This window comes from Chlorogloea sp. CCALA 695, assembly GCF_003003885.1.
GTDB lineage: Bacteria > Cyanobacteriota > Cyanobacteriia > Cyanobacteriales > Chroococcidiopsidaceae > Aliterella.
The window spans coordinates 52,353-69,995 of record NZ_PVWN01000023.1; the positions used below are offsets into that span (position 1 = coordinate 52,353).

Annotated in this window: 28 protein-coding genes; 15 read left to right on the forward strand and 13 right to left on the reverse strand. The window is 43.0% G+C overall.

Translation table 11 applies throughout. The features are described from left to right. Positions 1-323: 323 nt before the first annotated feature. Positions 324-587, reverse strand: coding sequence for a WGxxGxxG family protein (locus C7B70_RS13595; RefSeq protein ID WP_199192257.1), 264 nt, complete (start codon positions 585-587; stop codon positions 324-326). 213 nt (positions 588-800) lie between these two features. Between C7B70_RS13595 and C7B70_RS13600 the strand changes: the two genes are divergently transcribed. Further along, the gene (locus C7B70_RS13600) at positions 801-998 is read left to right on the forward strand and encodes a hypothetical protein (RefSeq protein ID WP_106369576.1); all 198 of its coding nucleotides are present in this window, start codon (positions 801-803) and stop codon (positions 996-998) included. Between the two features lie 234 nt (positions 999-1,232). Here the strand turns inward: C7B70_RS13600 and C7B70_RS13605 are convergent, their stop codons facing one another. After that, a complete protein-coding gene (locus tag C7B70_RS13605) occupies positions 1,233-1,478 on the reverse strand; it encodes a hypothetical protein (RefSeq protein WP_106369577.1) in 246 nt (81 codons plus the stop codon). A 382-nt stretch (positions 1,479-1,860) separates the two neighbouring features. Here C7B70_RS13605 and C7B70_RS13610 point away from each other — a divergent pair, with 382 nt between their 5' ends. Continuing rightward, positions 1,861-2,100 (forward strand): hypothetical protein, encoded by a 240-nt coding sequence (locus C7B70_RS13610; RefSeq protein WP_106369578.1) that lies wholly within the window; start codon positions 1,861-1,863, stop codon positions 2,098-2,100. After that, positions 2,078-2,470, forward strand: coding sequence for a two-component system response regulator (locus C7B70_RS13615; RefSeq protein ID WP_106369579.1), 393 nt, complete (start codon positions 2,078-2,080; stop codon positions 2,468-2,470). Before C7B70_RS13610 ends, C7B70_RS13615 begins: the two co-directional genes overlap by 23 nt. A 219-nt stretch (positions 2,471-2,689) precedes the next feature. Here C7B70_RS13615 and C7B70_RS13620 read toward each other — a convergent pair whose 3' ends face one another. The 5 genes from C7B70_RS13620 to C7B70_RS13640 all read right to left on the reverse strand — a co-directional run bounded on the left by C7B70_RS13620 (position 2,690) and on the right by C7B70_RS13640 (position 8,579). Then, positions 2,690-2,926 carry a hypothetical protein gene (locus C7B70_RS13620; RefSeq protein ID WP_106369580.1) on the reverse strand — a complete coding sequence of 79 codons (237 nt, stop codon included), beginning with the start codon at positions 2,924-2,926 and terminating at the stop codon, positions 2,690-2,692. Positions 2,927-2,990: 64 nt separating this feature from the next. Then, entirely contained in the window at positions 2,991-4,427 is a 1,437-nt protein-coding gene (locus C7B70_RS13625; RefSeq protein WP_106369581.1) for a hypothetical protein, read from the reverse strand. A 75-nt stretch (positions 4,428-4,502) separates the two neighbouring features. After that, positions 4,503-5,726: a helix-turn-helix domain-containing protein gene (locus C7B70_RS13630; protein ID WP_106369582.1), complete on the reverse strand. Its 1,224-nt coding sequence runs from the start codon at positions 5,724-5,726 to the stop codon at positions 4,503-4,505. 398 nt (positions 5,727-6,124) lie between these two features. Then, positions 6,125-7,288, reverse strand: a complete 1,164-nt coding sequence (locus C7B70_RS13635) for a DUF3102 domain-containing protein (protein ID WP_106369583.1) — start codon at positions 7,286-7,288, stop codon at positions 6,125-6,127. 718 nt (positions 7,289-8,006) lie between these two features. Further along, on the reverse strand, positions 8,007-8,579 hold the full coding sequence (locus C7B70_RS13640; protein WP_106369584.1) for a hypothetical protein: 573 nt from the start codon (positions 8,577-8,579) through the stop codon (positions 8,007-8,009). A 39-nt stretch (positions 8,580-8,618) separates the two neighbouring features. Between C7B70_RS13640 and C7B70_RS28365 the strand changes: the two genes are divergently transcribed. Further along, positions 8,619-8,741 (forward strand): hypothetical protein, encoded by a 123-nt coding sequence (locus tag C7B70_RS28365; RefSeq protein WP_255409337.1) that lies wholly within the window; start codon positions 8,619-8,621, stop codon positions 8,739-8,741. Between the two features lie 26 nt (positions 8,742-8,767). On the opposite strand, the gene C7B70_RS13645 is transcribed toward C7B70_RS28365, so the two are convergent. From C7B70_RS13645 to C7B70_RS13660, 4 genes are all read right to left on the reverse strand, one after another. Beyond that, positions 8,768-9,643 (reverse strand): hypothetical protein, encoded by an 876-nt coding sequence (locus tag C7B70_RS13645; RefSeq protein WP_106369585.1) that lies wholly within the window; start codon positions 9,641-9,643, stop codon positions 8,768-8,770. A gap of 22 nt (positions 9,644-9,665) precedes the next feature. Then, positions 9,666-10,433: a KilA-N domain-containing protein gene (locus C7B70_RS13650; protein ID WP_106369586.1), complete on the reverse strand. Its 768-nt coding sequence runs from the start codon at positions 10,431-10,433 to the stop codon at positions 9,666-9,668. After that, positions 10,430-10,648: a hypothetical protein gene (locus C7B70_RS13655; RefSeq protein ID WP_106369587.1), complete on the reverse strand. Its 219-nt coding sequence runs from the start codon at positions 10,646-10,648 to the stop codon at positions 10,430-10,432. The genes C7B70_RS13650 and C7B70_RS13655 overlap by 4 nt, the downstream gene beginning before the upstream one ends. A gap of 308 nt (positions 10,649-10,956) precedes the next feature. Then, the gene (locus C7B70_RS13660; protein ID WP_199192258.1) at positions 10,957-11,205 is read right to left on the reverse strand and encodes a helix-turn-helix transcriptional regulator; all 249 of its coding nucleotides are present in this window, start codon (positions 11,203-11,205) and stop codon (positions 10,957-10,959) included. 438 nt (positions 11,206-11,643) lie between these two features. Here C7B70_RS13660 and C7B70_RS13665 point away from each other — a divergent pair, with 438 nt between their 5' ends. The 9 genes from C7B70_RS13665 (at position 11,644) to C7B70_RS13710 (ending at position 16,549) form a co-directional block, all read left to right on the forward strand. Then, positions 11,644-12,231 (forward strand): hypothetical protein, encoded by a 588-nt coding sequence (locus tag C7B70_RS13665; RefSeq protein WP_106369588.1) that lies wholly within the window; start codon positions 11,644-11,646, stop codon positions 12,229-12,231. A gap of 86 nt (positions 12,232-12,317) precedes the next feature. Then, positions 12,318-13,367, forward strand: a complete 1,050-nt coding sequence (locus C7B70_RS13670) for a DUF932 domain-containing protein (RefSeq protein ID WP_106369589.1) — start codon at positions 12,318-12,320, stop codon at positions 13,365-13,367. A gap of 45 nt (positions 13,368-13,412) precedes the next feature. Beyond that, complete coding sequence (locus C7B70_RS13675) at positions 13,413-13,865, forward strand: DUF4375 domain-containing protein (protein ID WP_106369590.1); 453 nt, start codon at positions 13,413-13,415, stop codon at positions 13,863-13,865. 15 nt (positions 13,866-13,880) lie between these two features. Then, positions 13,881-14,267: a hypothetical protein gene (locus C7B70_RS13680; RefSeq protein ID WP_106369591.1), complete on the forward strand. Its 387-nt coding sequence runs from the start codon at positions 13,881-13,883 to the stop codon at positions 14,265-14,267. A 186-nt stretch (positions 14,268-14,453) separates the two neighbouring features. After that, a complete protein-coding gene (locus tag C7B70_RS13685; RefSeq protein WP_106369592.1) occupies positions 14,454-14,723 on the forward strand; it encodes a hypothetical protein in 270 nt (89 codons plus the stop codon). Next, positions 14,723-15,019 (forward strand): hypothetical protein, encoded by a 297-nt coding sequence (locus C7B70_RS13690; RefSeq protein ID WP_106369593.1) that lies wholly within the window; start codon positions 14,723-14,725, stop codon positions 15,017-15,019. Before C7B70_RS13685 ends, C7B70_RS13690 begins: the two co-directional genes overlap by 1 nt. A gap of 152 nt (positions 15,020-15,171) precedes the next feature. Then, the gene (locus C7B70_RS13700; protein WP_106369594.1) at positions 15,172-15,792 is read left to right on the forward strand and encodes a hypothetical protein; all 621 of its coding nucleotides are present in this window, start codon (positions 15,172-15,174) and stop codon (positions 15,790-15,792) included. A gap of 81 nt (positions 15,793-15,873) precedes the next feature. Continuing rightward, a complete protein-coding gene (locus tag C7B70_RS13705; protein WP_106369595.1) occupies positions 15,874-16,059 on the forward strand; it encodes a hypothetical protein in 186 nt (61 codons plus the stop codon). Positions 16,060-16,180: 121 nt separating this feature from the next. Next, positions 16,181-16,549, forward strand: coding sequence for a hypothetical protein (locus C7B70_RS13710; RefSeq protein ID WP_106369596.1), 369 nt, complete (start codon positions 16,181-16,183; stop codon positions 16,547-16,549). 138 nt (positions 16,550-16,687) lie between these two features. Here C7B70_RS13710 and C7B70_RS25955 read toward each other — a convergent pair whose 3' ends face one another. Further along, the gene (locus tag C7B70_RS25955) at positions 16,688-16,828 is read right to left on the reverse strand and encodes a hypothetical protein (RefSeq protein WP_158260494.1); all 141 of its coding nucleotides are present in this window, start codon (positions 16,826-16,828) and stop codon (positions 16,688-16,690) included. Between the two features lie 86 nt (positions 16,829-16,914). After that, on the reverse strand, positions 16,915-17,121 hold the full coding sequence (locus tag C7B70_RS13715) for a hypothetical protein (protein ID WP_106369597.1): 207 nt from the start codon (positions 17,119-17,121) through the stop codon (positions 16,915-16,917). 56 nt (positions 17,122-17,177) lie between these two features. On the opposite strand from C7B70_RS13715, the gene C7B70_RS13720 reads away from it, so the two are divergent. Both C7B70_RS13720 and C7B70_RS28755 read left to right on the forward strand, forming a co-directional pair. Continuing rightward, a complete protein-coding gene (locus tag C7B70_RS13720; RefSeq protein ID WP_106369598.1) occupies positions 17,178-17,474 on the forward strand; it encodes a hypothetical protein in 297 nt (98 codons plus the stop codon). Next, positions 17,471-17,643, forward strand: a 173-nt coding sequence (locus C7B70_RS28755; protein ID WP_369831871.1) for a zinc-finger-containing protein, incomplete at its 3' end; no start/stop codon positions are given. The genes C7B70_RS13720 and C7B70_RS28755, both read left to right, overlap by 4 nt.

Consider the following 17,643-nt stretch of genomic DNA (forward strand, 5'->3'; position numbering starts at 1 on the left):
GCGTACAGGTTTTTGCCCCTCCACTACCGCAGATAACACTACTTCTTTTTGACTGCCGTCTGGAATAAAGCCAAAGTTAACAATTTTTGATGCACGTTGGCTACTTGGGATGCTTGTCGGTGCTAGTATTTTTTTGACTGGATTTTACCAGGCTGATGCTGACTTTTAGCCCCAGCTTTGCTCTAAATGGTTTTTACCCCACAGCTTGAACTTGCTGCAAGGAAACATTTATAGCTCTATTAATTAACTATTCGGCTTGATGCTACTCAAGCCGCAATTACTCTTTATCTAGCTTTAATGGCAACAATATTTTGAAGCTGTTATTAATGGCTAGTACGATGTTCACTGCGCTTATTCGCCAGCCGACCAGCAAGACCGATAAGACCTAGCAAGCCAATCCAACCCCAATCAAAAGCACGCTGACCGCGATCTGCTTCACCATCCCCATAAACTGCTGTGTCCCCAGGAGCCGCATTATTTGGACTTGTAACAGTATTATTTTGGGCAGATACAGGCAGGGACAATACTAAAATGCCTAAACTTAAGCTGGCAAGACCAGTAGCAACAGACTTGGATAGCCTAGTCATCAAATTTCCTCCATTCGCTTACTCTAGATAACTAGATAAAAACTATTAACTAGCTCTAATAAAGTTATTTAGACTAGCTCCAAATTAACCCTCTCTAAAGATACAAATTGGTATACATAAAATATTACTTTAGAGCTAATTTGTTAGTTTTTCCTGGGGTAGCTATGGCGGCTCTCCTGTGACGTAATATTCTTTCTTATAGCCTTGCTGGCAATGGGTCTGTTGCGGCTAAATGCCAGCCTACAGATTTCTGCTCCTGCTCCACTACCGCAGATGACGCTACTTCTTGAGGTAATTACCGTAGGGGTTGTTGCTCCTTTCGCTCCTGTGTTAGCTCTAGGCGTAATTGCCTCAGTCTTGTTTTCCAATCAGTTAAGTTTTGCTGGTGTATCCAATCAGTTTGGTTCATAGATGTTTGCCAACAACGCGCTTGCTATAGCAGTATTTTTGATGGGTTGGCGGCGATCAAATACAGGATGCTATTTGGAAAGTAAACACCTCAGAACTTTCTACTTCACGTAGCACCGTTAGAAGCATCTGGAACTCTATGAATAACTGCCGAACCCCCAGTACAGTGCTGTCAGTTTTTTGCTCTCGCCTCATACTTTTATCAGGTTCAACTAAGGTTTTCAGCTTCTGTTGACCTTATTTACTCTCAAATGGTTGTTCGCCAATGCCCAACTCCACTTTACTATGCTTGACTTGTTGCCATAGAAAGTCGATCTTCTGGTACGCCTCTTCGGGTGATAGCTTTCCGGCTGTCTCTAAACTGCTAATGTAGCTTACTTGATGGGCGAACTCCTGTAAGTTAGCGTTAAAAACTAAGTTCTCTGGTTTCACTTGACCGTAGTAGCGGCTGCGCGGTTGGAAGAAGTTAGATTTATCATTCATAGTTAGCTCCTGATATTTTTTGGCGGCTTATCTTTTATTAAAGTTTGACTGTTAGCGATGGTTATTTCGAGTTAGAGATACAGCAGGCATTTATCTACTTTCAACTTTAGTGCTTGTACTCCTCATCCTCCCAGAGTAATTTCACGGTTAAATTTACCCGCTCCAAAACGGAGCATCAATAATACCTAGATAACTCTAGACCCTAAAACAGCAGTTCTTCCTTTGCCGCTGGTACTATCCTCCTCAAGGGAGGATTTCAATTAATTAAGTTAAGTTTAAATTAAGAACAGGTTAACTAATGATTATAATGTGGGGAAAGGTTGTTGAGTGTTAGTTTTTATCCAATTGCCAGTTTTGTCTTAGAGTACAGGCAGTCAGAGTGATGGTAAATAAATTTAACTTTTTATATCCTCGAAGTGGCTACTACGGCGACGTTAAGCCAGAGAATCTAGTATTCAATGCCAATTTACAAGAGTTTGCCCAGCGCGTTAGCTATATTTCTAACCTGGAAACTGGTGGCAAGCTTTCTCCTGAAGAATCTTATGCACAAATTAGAACGCTGTGGAAACAACTCAAACGTAGCAAGAAGGCATTAGGCATTGGTACAGACGCAGCCGAATAAGATTTTGGTGATTGAAGATGAAGAACTGATTCGAGAAAGTATTGTCTACCTCCTAGAAGTCAGGGGTTTTATGGTAATTAATACTGCCGATGGCTATAGTGGAGTTCGTTTGGCAAAAGAGCTTATCCCGGACCTAATTTTGTGTGATATCCGCCTGCCGGGTCTAGATGGTTATCAGGTTCTGAGAGTTGTGCGTGCTGACCCGATGACTGCTAATATCCCCCTAATTTTTCTGACGGCTCAGATAAGTGTAGCTGATTTTGAACAAAGTCAAAACTTAGCAGTAAACGGTTATCTAGCTAAACCGTTTACCACTGCCGCGCTCCTGAAAGTAATCTCTGATTGCCTTAACAAAGGTACAGAACGATAAGCTCACCTGACTCTTCCTGGATAGAGACTTTTCCATCCTCACTAAAACTAGCGACCGCTCTTGCCTTGCCTCAATTTTTCACTATAGACTACAAACTAAAGCTGGTTCTAGGTTTAACTCTCCTAAAAGTGATAGAAGAGGGATATGATTTAAGTTCCTCTAAAGGATACTTAGCCAATAGAAACTACCGAGGAAGAATCAGAAGGTACGGACGAGTAATCAATCATCGTTATTTTCTCCATAGCGTTGTCTTTTAGGTCTAGTCATTTGTTTGAGACTTTGCTTCCAAACAGTTGCTTCTTCTGGACTTGGATAGTGACCAAGTAATGCCACCAATTCTTGCGCTGGCTTACTTCTTAAGTCCGCTTGGATTCGATTCCCTAATAATGATACTGCTCGTTCTAACTCATCCTTGGACTGAGGGATTTGGGGTGGCAGTTGCATTTTTTTGGGCATAGTCCTTTTAGCTCCTTTCTCTAAAAATTCGCGTAGGGCAAGAGTTCTATCTTACCCTTGGATATTAGTCACCGATTCCATAACACTGCTCCATAAACGTTAACAACTTCTCTTCAAAATCCGTTAAATATCTCTGCCGTCCCAAGCCTTCAAGTGCATGATAAACACCGCGATCCAGCATTTCTGCGTTATTCCGCAGCCTTTTTATCCGTTTAAGCGTTTCTGGTAACTGACGGCGTACATCAGGTAAATCAATGGGGTTAAGATTTTCTGGTTTCACAGCAAGTTCTCTGTCATAAACATCAACGGCTATTGTAAAGTCTCTCACTTCAAATGCGATCGCCCAACAGCCATTATATTTTCGTTCCGCTCCTTCTAATCTAGTCAGGATGAACGCATCACCGATAGTGCAAAAGTCACTGGCTTTAACCAAGGGCTTTTCCTTGAGACGTTCGACGATGCCTTTAACCTGCTTCCCTGTAGGGTGTTTCCCACCTGTTTCTTGTAAGATTTGCTGCCAAGCAAATATTTGTTGATTAGGTTGAAAAATCGTCAACGAGCGACAAACAGATTCTTTAGCTGGCAAAATGTGACCAAATTGGTCGCAAAATTCTTTCAAATTATTTACAACGTTGGCAGCTTCGATTAAACGGTAGGAATGACGGCTACTTAGTCCAAATCGCTCTTGACAGTAAGCATCAAAAGTCCTATGAGTCGAACGATACAGCCGTTTGTCCTTAAGTTCTCGCAATGCCGATCCTGCTTCATAATATGCACGTTCTACTTTTAATTCCAAGCGATGACGCTCTTTTTCCTCGTCTTGGCTTAACTCACCAATTTCTTGAACAGTAGTAACTACAGCTTCCACCGTAACTACAACTTCTTCAGAGTACGATGCCAGTTCTTTCCTTGATTCAAGGTCAACCATCTGGGTTTTCGAGGTAATTTCAGGGATAGAACTGTTAGTATCTACTGGCTCTTTACAATGGTTAAGCGCGTCTGGTTTAGAATTTTCAATCCTTTGCCACTCCTCGCGCTCAAAAACCATTTCCTCAGTTGTCTCTACCGCTCCTCGCGCTAATAACCGCTCTACAGTAAAGATTTTGCCAGCTTCTTCATGACCCTCAACGATTTCTATGCGATCTCCTACCGCAATGATTTTTGCCATCGCTGCACTATCAATTTGCAATAAATTCGGCTGTTCGGGAATTTGCAATAAGCCATCCCAACTGACCCAAACTTCACCCATGCCTCCAGGGGTGATGCTCAATTGCTTGACAATTCCCAGTAGGGGTGAATTAACTCGGTGGACGGGCATTTTAAGTTCAAACACAGCCCAAGCTTGTAAATTCTGGCGCTTACTTACTACCCCTGATAACTCTTTTTCAAGCTGTCTATGTTCCTTTACTTTGCTTCGTTGCCCACGCAGGTTGTCTAGACTGGTATGCAGTTGATTCTCTTGCTCACTCAGCTTTTTTATGTTTTCAGTAACACTAATCATGATTGTTACGCCTGTCAAAATCTAGTTTTGCTAAAAATATTGGGTATTAATTACCCCTCATCCAACTCATTGTTTTTAGGTGCTGCAAGGCTCATTACTGGAATCAGCCACCATTGCCTCAATTTCTGCCCAGTCAAGGTGCTTCACTTCGCTCCACAGCTTTTGAATGCCATTGGCAAAATACACCATGATATCCCCTTCATGGGAACAGGAAAACTGCATTAATCGCCGCTTCAATGCCTCGCTTGCCCATTCTCCCCATCCGCCTCCTGGCTTGGTCGCACAGGGTTTCAGTCCTTTCTTCAGCGCCGAGATAAACAAACCCAACCCCGGTTTCTTTTTCCAAGTAGCCAACGCTTGTTTAAAATACTGCATTGCTGGCTCAATACTGCTAGGGTTCTGATTCAACGCATTAGTCAGATTTGAATTGAAACTTAAATCCTCAGCACTTTCACCAACAATCCGCGCTAATTCTTCTAATAGCTGCGAATAGTTTTCCACCTTGCTTGATTCCTGAGCTTTTACCGAATAGCTTATTGAATCCGCCAAATCCTTGTCGAGTGAAACAGCTTTTTTACTTCGTTGCCTTGGTAGTGATTTAGTTTTGTCTTGACTATCAGCTAAGAACGACCGCTCTTTGATTTCCGACAAGACAGATTTAGTTTCTGTCACAAAAGAAGCAAACACTGGTTTTAGAGCGTCAGTAAGTGAGTGAGCTAGTTGTTGTGATAATTCCAATATTTGTCTATTTGATTTAACTTTCCCCCCATCCCCTGTTTTTTCCCCTTGGGGGGTAAGGGGGGATTGGGGGAGTACCTTAAGGGAAATATCTTCAGAGGGAATACCTTCGTCTATCACTTCTGGTAGGGGTAGGGCTATCACATCTGATAGGGGGGTACTATCAGATGTGATAGGGCTATCATTTCTAGTACCCCTATCACATCTGATAGGGGTGGGTGATAAAGATCGGAAATTAATAAATGAACGAAGCTCTTGTAAACACTCGGAAGCTACCCACATATGCTGAGGGGTCAGCCGATAAACAGTGCTATACCCTGGACGTTCAATACTCTTAACTAACTTAGCCAATTTGAGCAGTTGTAATGCTCTCCTAGCTCTACTCAAGCTCATGCAGCAAGCACTCGCCATGTTGGTAAGGCTTTCCCATGCTTCCCCATTACCAGCGCGGCGAGTTATCCGGGCATAAATGCGAAATTCATAAGGGTCTAGCCCGTAATCGTCTATTTCGCGTCTGACAAACAGGCTTAACTCAGTTTTTTCTTTGACGGCAGCAGTCATGAGGCTCCCTCCTCTTCTTCAAGAGTAGCCGTAGGGGCTGTAATTCCTATTCTGCCGTTATCTAATGTCTTGGAACTAAAAGAATTTGAAATTATTTTAGAAAAATACTTGCCAAAAGGCACACTAAAGCTGCACAATACTATTAATAGCATCGCTTCTTAAACTCCAATTTACGTGTGTGGGTTTAGAGCCTTCGGTGGCGGAAGATAATAGTCTGTTTACACCAGACTTTCCCTACCAACGAAGCTTATTCAATTTTGAATATTATACGGGATTTAGCGCACAAAGCAAAACCCAAGGAAACAATTTTAGATATTGCTGTAAGCATAAATAGTTCTCCATCAATATTAAAGGGTTCAACTTGGTTCAAAGCTGAGATAAGGCAATAGAGCTTGCCCTTATCTTACTTTTTCTACCTTTAGTCCAGCTTGTCTCCAGTCACTAATCACAGCGTTGACACGCTTTGCATCCGGTTCAGCAAATAGACCCCGACGGTCTAGGCGATTAACGATAGATAGAATCTCTAGGGATGGGACAAAGCAATTAACTACTACCATTCCCACCTTCGAGTGGTGGAGTAGATTAAATTCTAAAATTTCATCAAGCAAGTTCGGGTCTTTACACTGCGGTAGATGTTCGGTGATTATGACCCGAACATTAGCTTTTATAGCGGTTTGCCAGTCCCCTTGCTGGGGAAAAGCCAGCAGTAAAGGGACTTGCTCTGGAATTCGCTGCAAAAACTGACTAGAGTTAGGATCTCCTCCGTAAAGTAAATGTTTTCCTGCTAATTGCCACCAGCTTCCAGCAACATCAGTCGTAATCATGGGCGATTGAGTGCCAACTTGTAGTAGTGGCGCTGCTATAGCCTGGAGACTGATGCTAGAATCGGTTGTGGGCAAAGCAATAGCTACAGGCTTAGGGCGAATAGCAATAATTTCTTGCTTTATACGCGGTTGTGCTAAGGGAACCTGGGGTGTAGGAGACAATTGTGAGGTAGGCTGAACATCTAGTTTAGGTGCTGGCTCTAACTTGGGGGCAGCAGTAGGCACGGTGTACTTCTGCTTGATGCTTTTAGCAGCTTTACCAGTGATAGATTCACCCGCTTTAGCACGAGCAAGCGCTTCGTCACGCGCAGCTTGGGGAGTCGAAGGAGCAGCTAGTTCATACAGCGCACTAGGAGCGAAGTTATCAATTTGATAACTCTTCTTAAAAGAATTAGCCACTTGCATAAAACGGGCCGCCGTTGGGTAACTCCAGCCAAACTCCGCTTGTAGCCAGGTTAGAAAGTACCCATGCCCCAGTTTATTTTTAACTTCAATCAGCTTTTGTCCTACGTCGATAATATTTTGTGCAGTACGCTTCATCAAAGCCTGAATTTCATCAGTGTGCTGTTGCAAAAACTGAGAAGTTGGGGCATCAAGACTAGCGTAATCAAATCCTTGATGAGCTTTAGGAATGATAGAACTTGGCATGAAGGTTAAAGGAGCAATAGTAAGGCTGTTGCTTCTAATTTTAGCTAGACAGTAGCTTTTTTGCGCGGGAGAATTTGTGAGGGTTGCCATAGTAATGAAAATTTCTCAGAAATCATTTTAGTGAGACAAGACTCGCAGGACAAGAGGCTGTTGTAAACTCTAGCAGAGAAATTAGTAGCTAAGTAGTGACCGTTGGCATCAGCTACAGTCAAATTTTCACAATGTGAAGATTTGACAGAGGAGATACAGATGGAAATTTTCACAATGTGAAGATTTGAGAGAAGCCACAGGAAATCACAGGGGTAGTAAAAGGTGGTGTCAGCTACAGGCAAATCTTCACATTGTGAAGATTTGGGAGGTAGTACAGATGGAAATTTTCACAATATTTAAGAGGAGTCATGGAGAATTATTAGATAGTGATCGTTGGAATTAGCTACAGGCAAATCTTCACATTGTGAAGATTTGGGAGGTAGTACAGGTGCAAATTTTCACAATAGTAAAAATTTAGAAATAGTGGTACAAATTTAAATTTTTACAGCGTGAAGAAAATTTGGGAGGTAGTACAGGTGCAAATTTTCACAATGTGAAGATTTGAGAGTACCTGCTGCCTTAACCAGTTTTAGCCCGATACAGATACGTTGACTAACAACAACACAATTATAACCTGTAGCATATCATAATCAAACTCTAATATTTCTAGTGAATGTTCCTTAAAAAAAAATATTTGACAAGTATAGTGAACCATAAATTATCGCTTCCCCCTACAAATTCTTATAATGCTGGTCTTTGCTAAGTTTTGGAGCAGGGCTTACAAGCGATCGCCAATAGTTAGTAGCAGGTCGGCAAATTGTTCTCTGTCCAAACGCTCAGTTGCTTCAAAAGGATGGTGGAATACGAACGAACGCAGCCATTGAGGTTTGATCAGCCAGTAGTCGCTATCCTTAATAGCCCGTAGCTTCTTATTGCTAATCAAGCTCTTAATCCAAGACTGGGAACGGTTGAGCAGTTTGGATACTGCCGGAACTGATAAATAGCCACCATCGGGTTTGAGGGAGTGACCGCGCTCCAACAATTTCTTTTCCAATGAGCGCAAGCTGCGAATTGGTCTTCCTTCTTTCTGCGCTTGTCGATTCCAAAAAGTAACCAACAACTTCAGGGGTAGCGTTTCTGCTAAATCATCTAAAAGCTCCAACTCTGCTTTGCTCCAAGCATGACGAGAACTGCCAGCCCTCAACTTCATATACCTTGCATGGTCAAGAATTTTGTTAGGCTCTAACTGAAGGTAATCGGCAATTTGCGCGATCACTCTGGGATCGTCCTGATAGTTTTCGATTAAGTATTGCCGTTCGTTGGCGGTTAATCTTCGATATTGCCTGCTCATAATTAGGTGAGGAATAAAGATGCTACTTGAAAAAAGAATGTGGTCACTCGCCAAGCAGTTTTTGTCGCTCTCCTCGCCGTGCTGCCCACAGCCTATCTAGCTCTGGCACATACTCGAATGGAACAAACTGGCAAGGCGCGGCGGTCAGCCCTGGCTGGATGAAATCGGCTTCCCTTCTTTTAAAATCTTTAACCAGTAACATAACCACGAATATTTAATGCTCCTTTCAAGTAGGTTTTAATGGCTGACCAGGTAACAAAAACGAAGGCATCCTGTGTTGTTTCTTTAGTAAATCCTTCGATGCCCCGACTTGCCGCACTAGATAAACCTTTGCCAACTAAAATAATGGGACGTTGATAAGTGGCATAGTAGTCAATAGCTTGGCAAACATCATCCCCCGTAACAATACGAGCTTTTAGCTCTAGCATCATTCGATCAGGTATCCACAGATCGAGACGATGATTATTTTTAGTTGATACTTGACGCTCAACCTCTACACCATGAATCTGCAACCAATTGAATAACTCAAGTTCTAACTCTTGCTCTGGTTGCTGGCGTGGTTTCCGATGAGCAGTAACAAAGTTTGACTGATACCAGGACGAAAGCGAAACAGGAAACTCAACCAAGTTACTGACAATTTGGTCATCAAGCCAGTAGACGTGATGTTCTGGTAAGAAAATGCCCTGTTGTAGATATAGCCAGCATTGACGGTCTGGGTCAATTAATTCAAGAATTTTCTCGATTGCGTTAGCATGGCAATTAAGATTTTCCTGAGCAACGTAAAAATTAACTAGATGTTCTCTATAGCTATTTATATCGACGCAGCTAATACGAGTATTCCATTTAGCTCCGTTAACGCTCATTACATTTCCATCAGTATCAGTATCAATACTTCTCGCTTCTAAACACTGATAGGATACTACAATGATGTTACGGTTACGAGTAACTGCCTGCTCGTAAGCATATTTGGCTATGGGAGCAAGTTGTTGGCTCATAAAATCTTCAAAGCTCAAAGGAAACGCAGCTTCCTCTGATGTATTGTTAGTGTTTTCTATAATAATCACAATGTTTTAACCTCTCGCGTAATTATCTAGTCAATTCATGAACCTTAGCGCTCATAACGGTTGTGTTGTTCCCCATAACTAAGGAAATCGCTTCATCTAAAACATCGACATCAGCCTCAGAATAGACATTCACCATGCGCGTTGTACCACCAACAAATTGCTCCCTCTGGATAGGTTTTTCTGCGTGACGTTGTTGGTAGATTCGGGCTGCTTCCTTACCGATTTTGCGTAGTTGTGCAGGAGTGGGACGATACCCCAGCACTACAGCGCGGTCTGAAACGGGGTATTCAACTCGTCCAGGCAAAACTGGTTGAAGTTTATCTTCGACAAGAATGTTCCGAATACAGTCTTTGAGCAAAATTTCAGTGCGCTCATCACAGCCACCAAGTTGTTGAAATAAGTCAAGACCCAGCCGAATATTCTCTAATCGTTCTTTAGGTGAGGGTAATAGCGGTGTAACGGCTGGAGCTTTGCCCCTACTCATCCACTCATAGACCCATTTAGAGACTAAGACGGCAAACTGGGCGCTGCACCATTGACCGAGGTTGATGGCAATTTGGGGATGTACCCAAGTACCACCATTACGACCCCGCTTGACTTGAGCTAAATCTAATATCGGAATTCCGATGTTTTCACAAAGCGCTTCTAGAAAGGCTTTCGTAGTTTGATTTTCCAAGTAGTGGGCTAACTGCTTACCGCAGGCTTGGCACATTGCCGTTGCATTGATGTAACCATCAATTGCTCGTTGCCCGATAGTTATTTCATTGACATTATGGGTAATTAGATTCATTCCTCTATCTCTCTTGAGAAAACTACAGGGGAAAAAACTAGATTGCCCTCGTTCAAGAATTTGACCTGATTTATAACTTCCGCAGTGTTGGTTACTTTGTTTTTAGCTTTTTGCTTAGTTGAGTAACCAATCCATTTCCAAGCAGCGTCGAAATTTACAGGAAACTGTTCGGTGGATTGAACCAAAGATAGCGCTAACTCATGCGAAAATTTCATAAGGCTATACCTCTTGTTAAATGACTTGGGTTTAGTACAGGGCGATCGCGTTCCGGTCAAGTTCTGCGATCGCTTCAAAGACTAGCAATAAATTCTTAAGACGTAACCTAAGCTTGGCGGAGAATATTTGCTAATGTTCCTATTGCAATTTGTTGGTTTATGGGTAGAGTTGGATGTACCGTAAATTCAGAAGTCAATTTCTTAAAAACTGCTTTAAGACCTGTTATAAATTGGAACTGCTTGGAAAAAAAGTAGCAATGCCAGCTAGGTAAAAGTAAAAGTGTCTGATTTAACGGTAATAACTCTCATCATGTATTACCTTCTCCCGGAACGTAAACTAATAAATCCCCCGGTTGACAACTGAGAGCTTTACAGTATTTTTCTAAGGTGCTGTCTTCTAGTCGTGATGGCATTGTACGCATATTTTTGTGTTTGCTGATCGTAACAGGATGCATCCCTGTTACTTTTGCTAGCTCCTTGTAATCCATTTCACGATCAGCCATAAGAACAGCTAATCGCCATTTAATCGGCACTAATACACCTAGAACTCTAGGCATAATTTACCTCACCCTCTGAAAGCTTATTAATCGCTGTGACTTACCTATAAAGCTTAACAGAAAATGTGTTAATCGCAAGCTTGACATTTTTAGTCGTATCGACTAATATAGTAATTGTAGCGGCAAAGGGAAAGAGACAGCCCCCACCCGAACGGAATCCAGAATCTCACTTCAAGTAACGACTGATTCACAATTCCAAACAAAGAAATAAGGTTGCTGTTGGCTAGACAACAGGGGAACTGGAACCGAGGCATTGCCTGCAACCTCCAGACGAGAGACAAGCCAGGTAGCCCGGAGGGGATGAACGCTGTAAGAGATGCCCTGGTGGATGAAAAATTTACTTTAGAAAATTTGTACACAACAAAGCCCACAAGCGTATCAACTTTGACACGGCAGATCGCTTGCAGGCTTTGGTTCCTACTTACATAGGTAACTCAAATGATAACCCAAGAAAAACGCACAATTCAAGCCTGCGCTGAATCTACCCCGAAAATCTGGGATAGAGCCACAACCAAAGCCAACATCGGCGATACTATCCATGCTCCCTTTACTCCTGTCATGCAGGTAATAAACAAAGATGTGTATACCGATAGTCGAGTGTGGCTAAAGGTCAAACCTACAAATGCTTCCTGCTATACCGAGGAATGGGTATTAGACCGAGAAGAAGATGACTTACTACCCCCTCCACAAACTGAGTTTGACCAGGGATTTAATCACGGGCGAATAGACGCGATAGATAAGTCAATCCCGCTTTATACCGAAGCAACGTGTGAGTATTCCAAGGGTTATGTCGAAGGCTACAACGCATTAGCCAAGCCTCCTGTACAAACTCCTCCTCCTAAACCCCGCACCTGGTCAATCACTTACAACAGCAATTGGCAATGGTATGTAGTTTGGGTTGGCGATCGCGCTATTGGTCGAGCCTTTGACCATGAAGAAGCAGAGCGCATAGGGCAGAAGCACATTGCAGGGGAAAAGTTGTGGCAGGAGCATCGGGAACGAGTTTTAGCTGACTACGCTGACTAATTACCAGTATTCATCAATCGCATCAGGCGCTCATAACTTTACAGAGAGCGCCTTTCCTACTTAATTACTTACAAGGACTTAGACAAATGAAAGCAGGCAAAACTTTAACCGAATTAGCAATCGAACTTGAAAGACAATCCGAAACCAAGAAAGACTTTATCGCCAGTACCGAAGTTTTGGAAATGACAGAAACCGGGGCAATGGTTTTAGAAGGCGATAAGAGCCAAGAGTTTGAGATCGCTGATGTTGCCCACACGCAAATCGCAGCAAGATTAGACATTCCAGCTAAATACTACCGAAGGATGCGCTCGCAAGCCCCTGAACTACTAGCGGCGAACGTTAACGCCTGGTTTCAACAGAAGCCAGAGCGAAGGATGGTGCGGACTTTAGACGGGCAAATGAGGGCGTTTTTGAGCGAAAGATACCGACGGCTAGACAACTACGATTTAGCAGCAGCCGTTTTACCAGTCTTAAAGGAAATGGGGGAAGGGCTGAAAATTGTTAGCACCGAGCTAACTGAATCTCGAATGTACATCAAGGTTATCAACGAGCGGCTAGAGCTTGAAGTCAAGCAGGGAGATGTTGTACAAGCAGGGATGGTAATTTCTAACTCTGAGGTGGGGATGGGTTCGCTCAAAGTAGAACCGCTAATCTATCGCCTCATTTGCACCAACGGGATGATCGCCCAAGACCACTCGCAAAAGCGGTATCACGTAGGGCGCAATGCTGACGAAGGCGAATCCTACGAACTATTCAGAGACGAGACAATTAAAGCCGACGACCGCGCCTTTTTCCTCAAGGTGCAAGACACGGTAAGGGCAGCCGTAGACATAACCAAGTTTTCTACAATCGTCGAACGGATGAGGGAAGCGACAGAACAAAAGATCGAGGGCAATCCTGTCAAGTCTGTAGAGTTGCTAACAAAAAGCTTTGGCTACAACGGCGAAGAAAGTTCGGGCATATTGCAACACCTAATCCAAGGAGGAGAATTGAGCGCTTACGGGTTGCTCAATGCAATTACTCGTACTAGCCAAGACGTGGACGATTATGAACGGGCGACGGCTTTAGAGCGCGATGGTAGCCGAGTGTTGTCTTTGCCTGCTTCTAGTTGGAAAGAGATTGCTATGGCGAAGTAACTATTAGATAACTAGCTGACTCTTTAAATTATTGAGGAAAAACAAATGACAACTTGGCAAACTTTAGCAGAACAAGCAAACGATAAATGGTACAACGGGAGTCTTAAGAACAAGCGTTACACTAAGTTTATTAAGGCGCTTCCTAAAATAGAGAAGGAAGCAGTAGTGCTAAAAGACTTGCTTTGTTTAGTAACAAATGGCGGTTTTTGGCAATGGATAGTTAACGGCTATTGCGTATCAATAGCCGAAGTAATCGAGGTACTAAAACAAATTAGAAAGCCAGCCTCTATCAAGTTACTGCTTATGCTGGTTCAAATCGAGCCTTACTTGCGAAAAAACAGCGAGAAGGGGGATGGCTTTGAAAAACTTGTTGTTGCCGCTATAGTCGACGAAAATAATCCTTTTTGGGACAGGTTAGACAGATTCAGCTACCAATTTCATGAGTTTAGAGAGGTCTGGGAACAGGAAGTAGAAGCATATCTAGCTACTCAAATTTAAAGCTATCGATCTTAGATGTTGCCTAGAATTAAGTTTCTGGGCAACAAACTAACCGATTTGTGTTGTTTGGTAGGCATTCCCTACTCTGGAACGAAGCCGGAGAAAATTAGCCGACTTCTAACGCAAACAGACGTTCAGCGCCGATGTCGCGGGTTTGGGCTGAAGCAGGGCGACTGGTCAACGGTAGAGCAGATACAAGCTTTTGCTAATACTTACAAAGGCAAAGAACTAAAGGAAATGTGCCGTACAGTTGGATGCTATGCTCCTTCGACAAAGTACGCTATGGCAGCAAGTCTCATTAGTTGGCGATTCGGTTGCCTGCGCCGGGGACAAGACTGCTACCGCCGCGCCAAAGAAGCGGCTAGAAATGACCCAGTGCGGCAGTTGGTTTTGAAGTTTTAATAATTAGTGGAGACTCCCAGATGGAAAGCAGTATATTTCCAGCCTTGTTAATGAGTGCGATTGCCTTTTTAATTCCAGTGGCGCAGATTGTCCTATTCAAAGCACTTCTACGTTCTGGGATTAAAAATTAATTATCCGCAGTTAATTCGAGCAAACTACTTACTAAGAAAAAGAAGGCAAACACTCATGGACTTTGAACGTAGAACCCTTAAGAAACGACACCCTCATAAGATAACTTTGGAATTTGCCGTTATTAGCGATGAAGTTGATCTTGTCAAGTGTCAACAGATAGCTAACAATTTAGCGGCTTCGATTCCCGTGCAGTTATTAGCTGATCGCCACATCGAAGTTACCTGTAGCTTGGCTTCGGTGCAACCATCGCCAAAGAGGACTTATGACCAGGTGCAATTACCGCCACTAGAGATGACCGTAAGCGTTTTGGCTAGGAAGAAATAATGTACGACCATCACATCAAAGATATGGCAACAAGTTTAGTTGAAGCAGGACTTGCTACAGACAGGGAGCAGGTAGAACTTGTACTATCGCAGTATTGGGCAGATAAAGTAGCTGTTGTGTGGACGACTGAGGATGTCCATAGCGTCCAGGACGACTTTGATGAAAACGAGCAAACGTCTTCTCTAAGCGAAGAACAAGCACAAAGCGTATTGCAAAAGGCATTTGATAAGCACGATGCCAGTGAAGGAATTACTTGGGAGAGCTTGCGGTACTGGAGTGAGGAAATATGCAGTTGATGGTGATTCCTGATAGTAATTGCCAGAATGTTGCCAAAATTTTCTTAAGCAGAACTACAAGACCATGCCTGCGCTATTCCAACGGGTGCGGCAAAAGCAAAACTTTATAATCAAGGCAAATAGTACATTAGTACCATCAGGGAGATAACTTTATGGATGAGAACAACGATAGCAACGCATACCTGCAAGCTATCTTAGATTCCAATAAACTTAGCAACACATATTTGAAAGGGATTCTTGAAGAATTACAAGCGTCAAAACAACAAATAGGGTTTGGGCATCCCCCTAAACCGCGATACATATATACCAACCGTCAATACCCAGAATGCTTATGGTACTTCTGGGACGGAGAAAACAAAAGACACGAGCCAATCCTATTCAATGCTTTAACAGGCATTATCGAAAAACTAGAGACAGAGGAGAAGGAATATAAAGGTAAGCGTAGTTTGAAAATCAACCTGCATATCAGGGCAGAGCGTAATTACGCAATTCAAACAGGAATTGAAACTATGTTCGCCAAAGGGTTACTTTATACCCTGTCTGAACTACCAGTTGAGAAATTTAAGAGTGCGATTACAATCGCAGTAGAACCGGGAAATGATGCTCAAGTATCATTTTGCCGAATTTACAACCCAGTAACCGGACGAGCAGCATATGCGCCCTATAACGAGCCTGTCAACTGGCAGCATACAATAGCACGGGCAATCTTAAAAATCGATACAGCACACGGGCGAATAGAGCAAACAGTCCAGATACCCCAGACCACGCACTAGCATTACATACAACACATCCAGTAACGAGAGGTTAGACAATTGTTTAACCTCTATTTTGTCATGAAAAAGAGAGACTTAACCATGCTACAACCAGTCTTTACGAAGCAGAAAAACCTTGAGCAATTGCAGCATTTGCTTAAGCACTATCAGCAGGTGTATCCACAAGCAAGACAGCAAGGCAAGGTAGTCTTGCTGCAATATCTCAAGAAGTTAAATCATCAAATTCAACATCTGCAATTTCGTTCTCAAGGCAGAACTAGATTCTGAGCAATCCAAAAAGTTATATCTTACTGAGCTAAAGCCTGTTAAGATTGGGACTCAGAAAAAACGAGGCACGGGTAAAGTTGGAAACAGTTGAACAACATTTATTATTACTAAAACCTTGATCATGAGCAAATGTACGGCTTTAGAACCAGCCCCGACGCGATTTTATGCTCCGTTGGGGTTATTTACAGATGTTGACTTGCGCCAATTGAGCGCCGAGTGCTTGGGTGAGGTCATCGTCTCCCCCGGCGGCAGCTTTCGTTACCGTGTGATTTCGGGACCGCTCTGTCGGTTGTATTGGGAGCGCGCTAGACCCCAACCGAATGTAAACGAGTCAGCTTATTGTCGAAACTCTAGCGGCAGAGGCTGGAAGCGATCGCATCCTAATTTCTTATCGTACCAAATAACCGATGGTAGCTTTGTTACAGTGCGATGGCAGTTGCCAGTGCAGCAGATTATTGGGGCTATTGGTGCAAATTTAGTAGCTGCTTAATTTCTTTTCCCAGTAGTGCAAATCCCCATACGCACCCGTTAGTTCCAAAAGCGCGGGTAATGCTATACCTCTAGGAAATTAATGATATTTTCTAGACAAGTAAATGTTTAAGTAACGTAAAACCTGCCATACTTTTGCTCAATCGTCGTCATCATCATCTTCTTTTTTTTGTTCAGTATTTTCAGACCCTTCTTCAGATTCTCCTCCCCCAAAATTGCAGGCTGATAGAGGCATTATTAAACTCAATAGCAGCAGAAAACTAATAATAGGCGATCGCATCAAAATATTTCCTCCTTTTTGGTTGTTGTCTAGGCGCGGCAAAGACGTAGAAATGTAGCATTACTACAGTAAAATTACAAATTATTCTACATCGTCATAAGCAGAAGTAGAGCAATCATAGGGCGCGGTCGCATAGTTTGTAGTATTGCCAAGCTTTCGCCTGTTCGAGCGCGAACGTGCAGACAGGCAAAAGGAATGTCTAATATTTCATCAATATTAACTGCTGACCTATTAGTCATTAGCAAGCGCAGAGCAAAAAACATTGCTTCATCAACACTGTAAATAAATAACATTCACACCCGCCAGTTTTTAGCTGACGGGTTTCGTTTTACCCATAGGACTTAATCAAATGCCCCTTCTCACAAGCCACTCGCTTAACCAAAAAGATGAGCCAACTTTGCAGCAACTAGAAATTCATCTGCAACATCTGAGCCAGGATAAAAAAGCCGCAATTGCAATCACCGCCCTCTACGAAGCAACCGAACTTAGTGCCGTCGATTTTGACCATGTTTGCGATTGCTGTCCCCACTTCAACAAATCCATTTCCTTACTGCAAGACCTATCCAAACCAGGACTATTAGCAGTTGCTAGAGCCATAACGGAAGAACTAGCGGTACTAGAGCAGTTGCAGGGGGCAAGCCGATGAAACCTTACTGGTGTCCCTTTTGCCGCAGTAGTGTGTCGTTAATCGATAGTGCCAAGATTTTCGGTCAAAGTTACGGCTTTATCTACCTGTGTGATGCTTACCCCGATTGTGACGCGCGGGTGGGGTGTCACCCGCGCAGCATAAAGCCACTGGGGACACTAGCCGACAA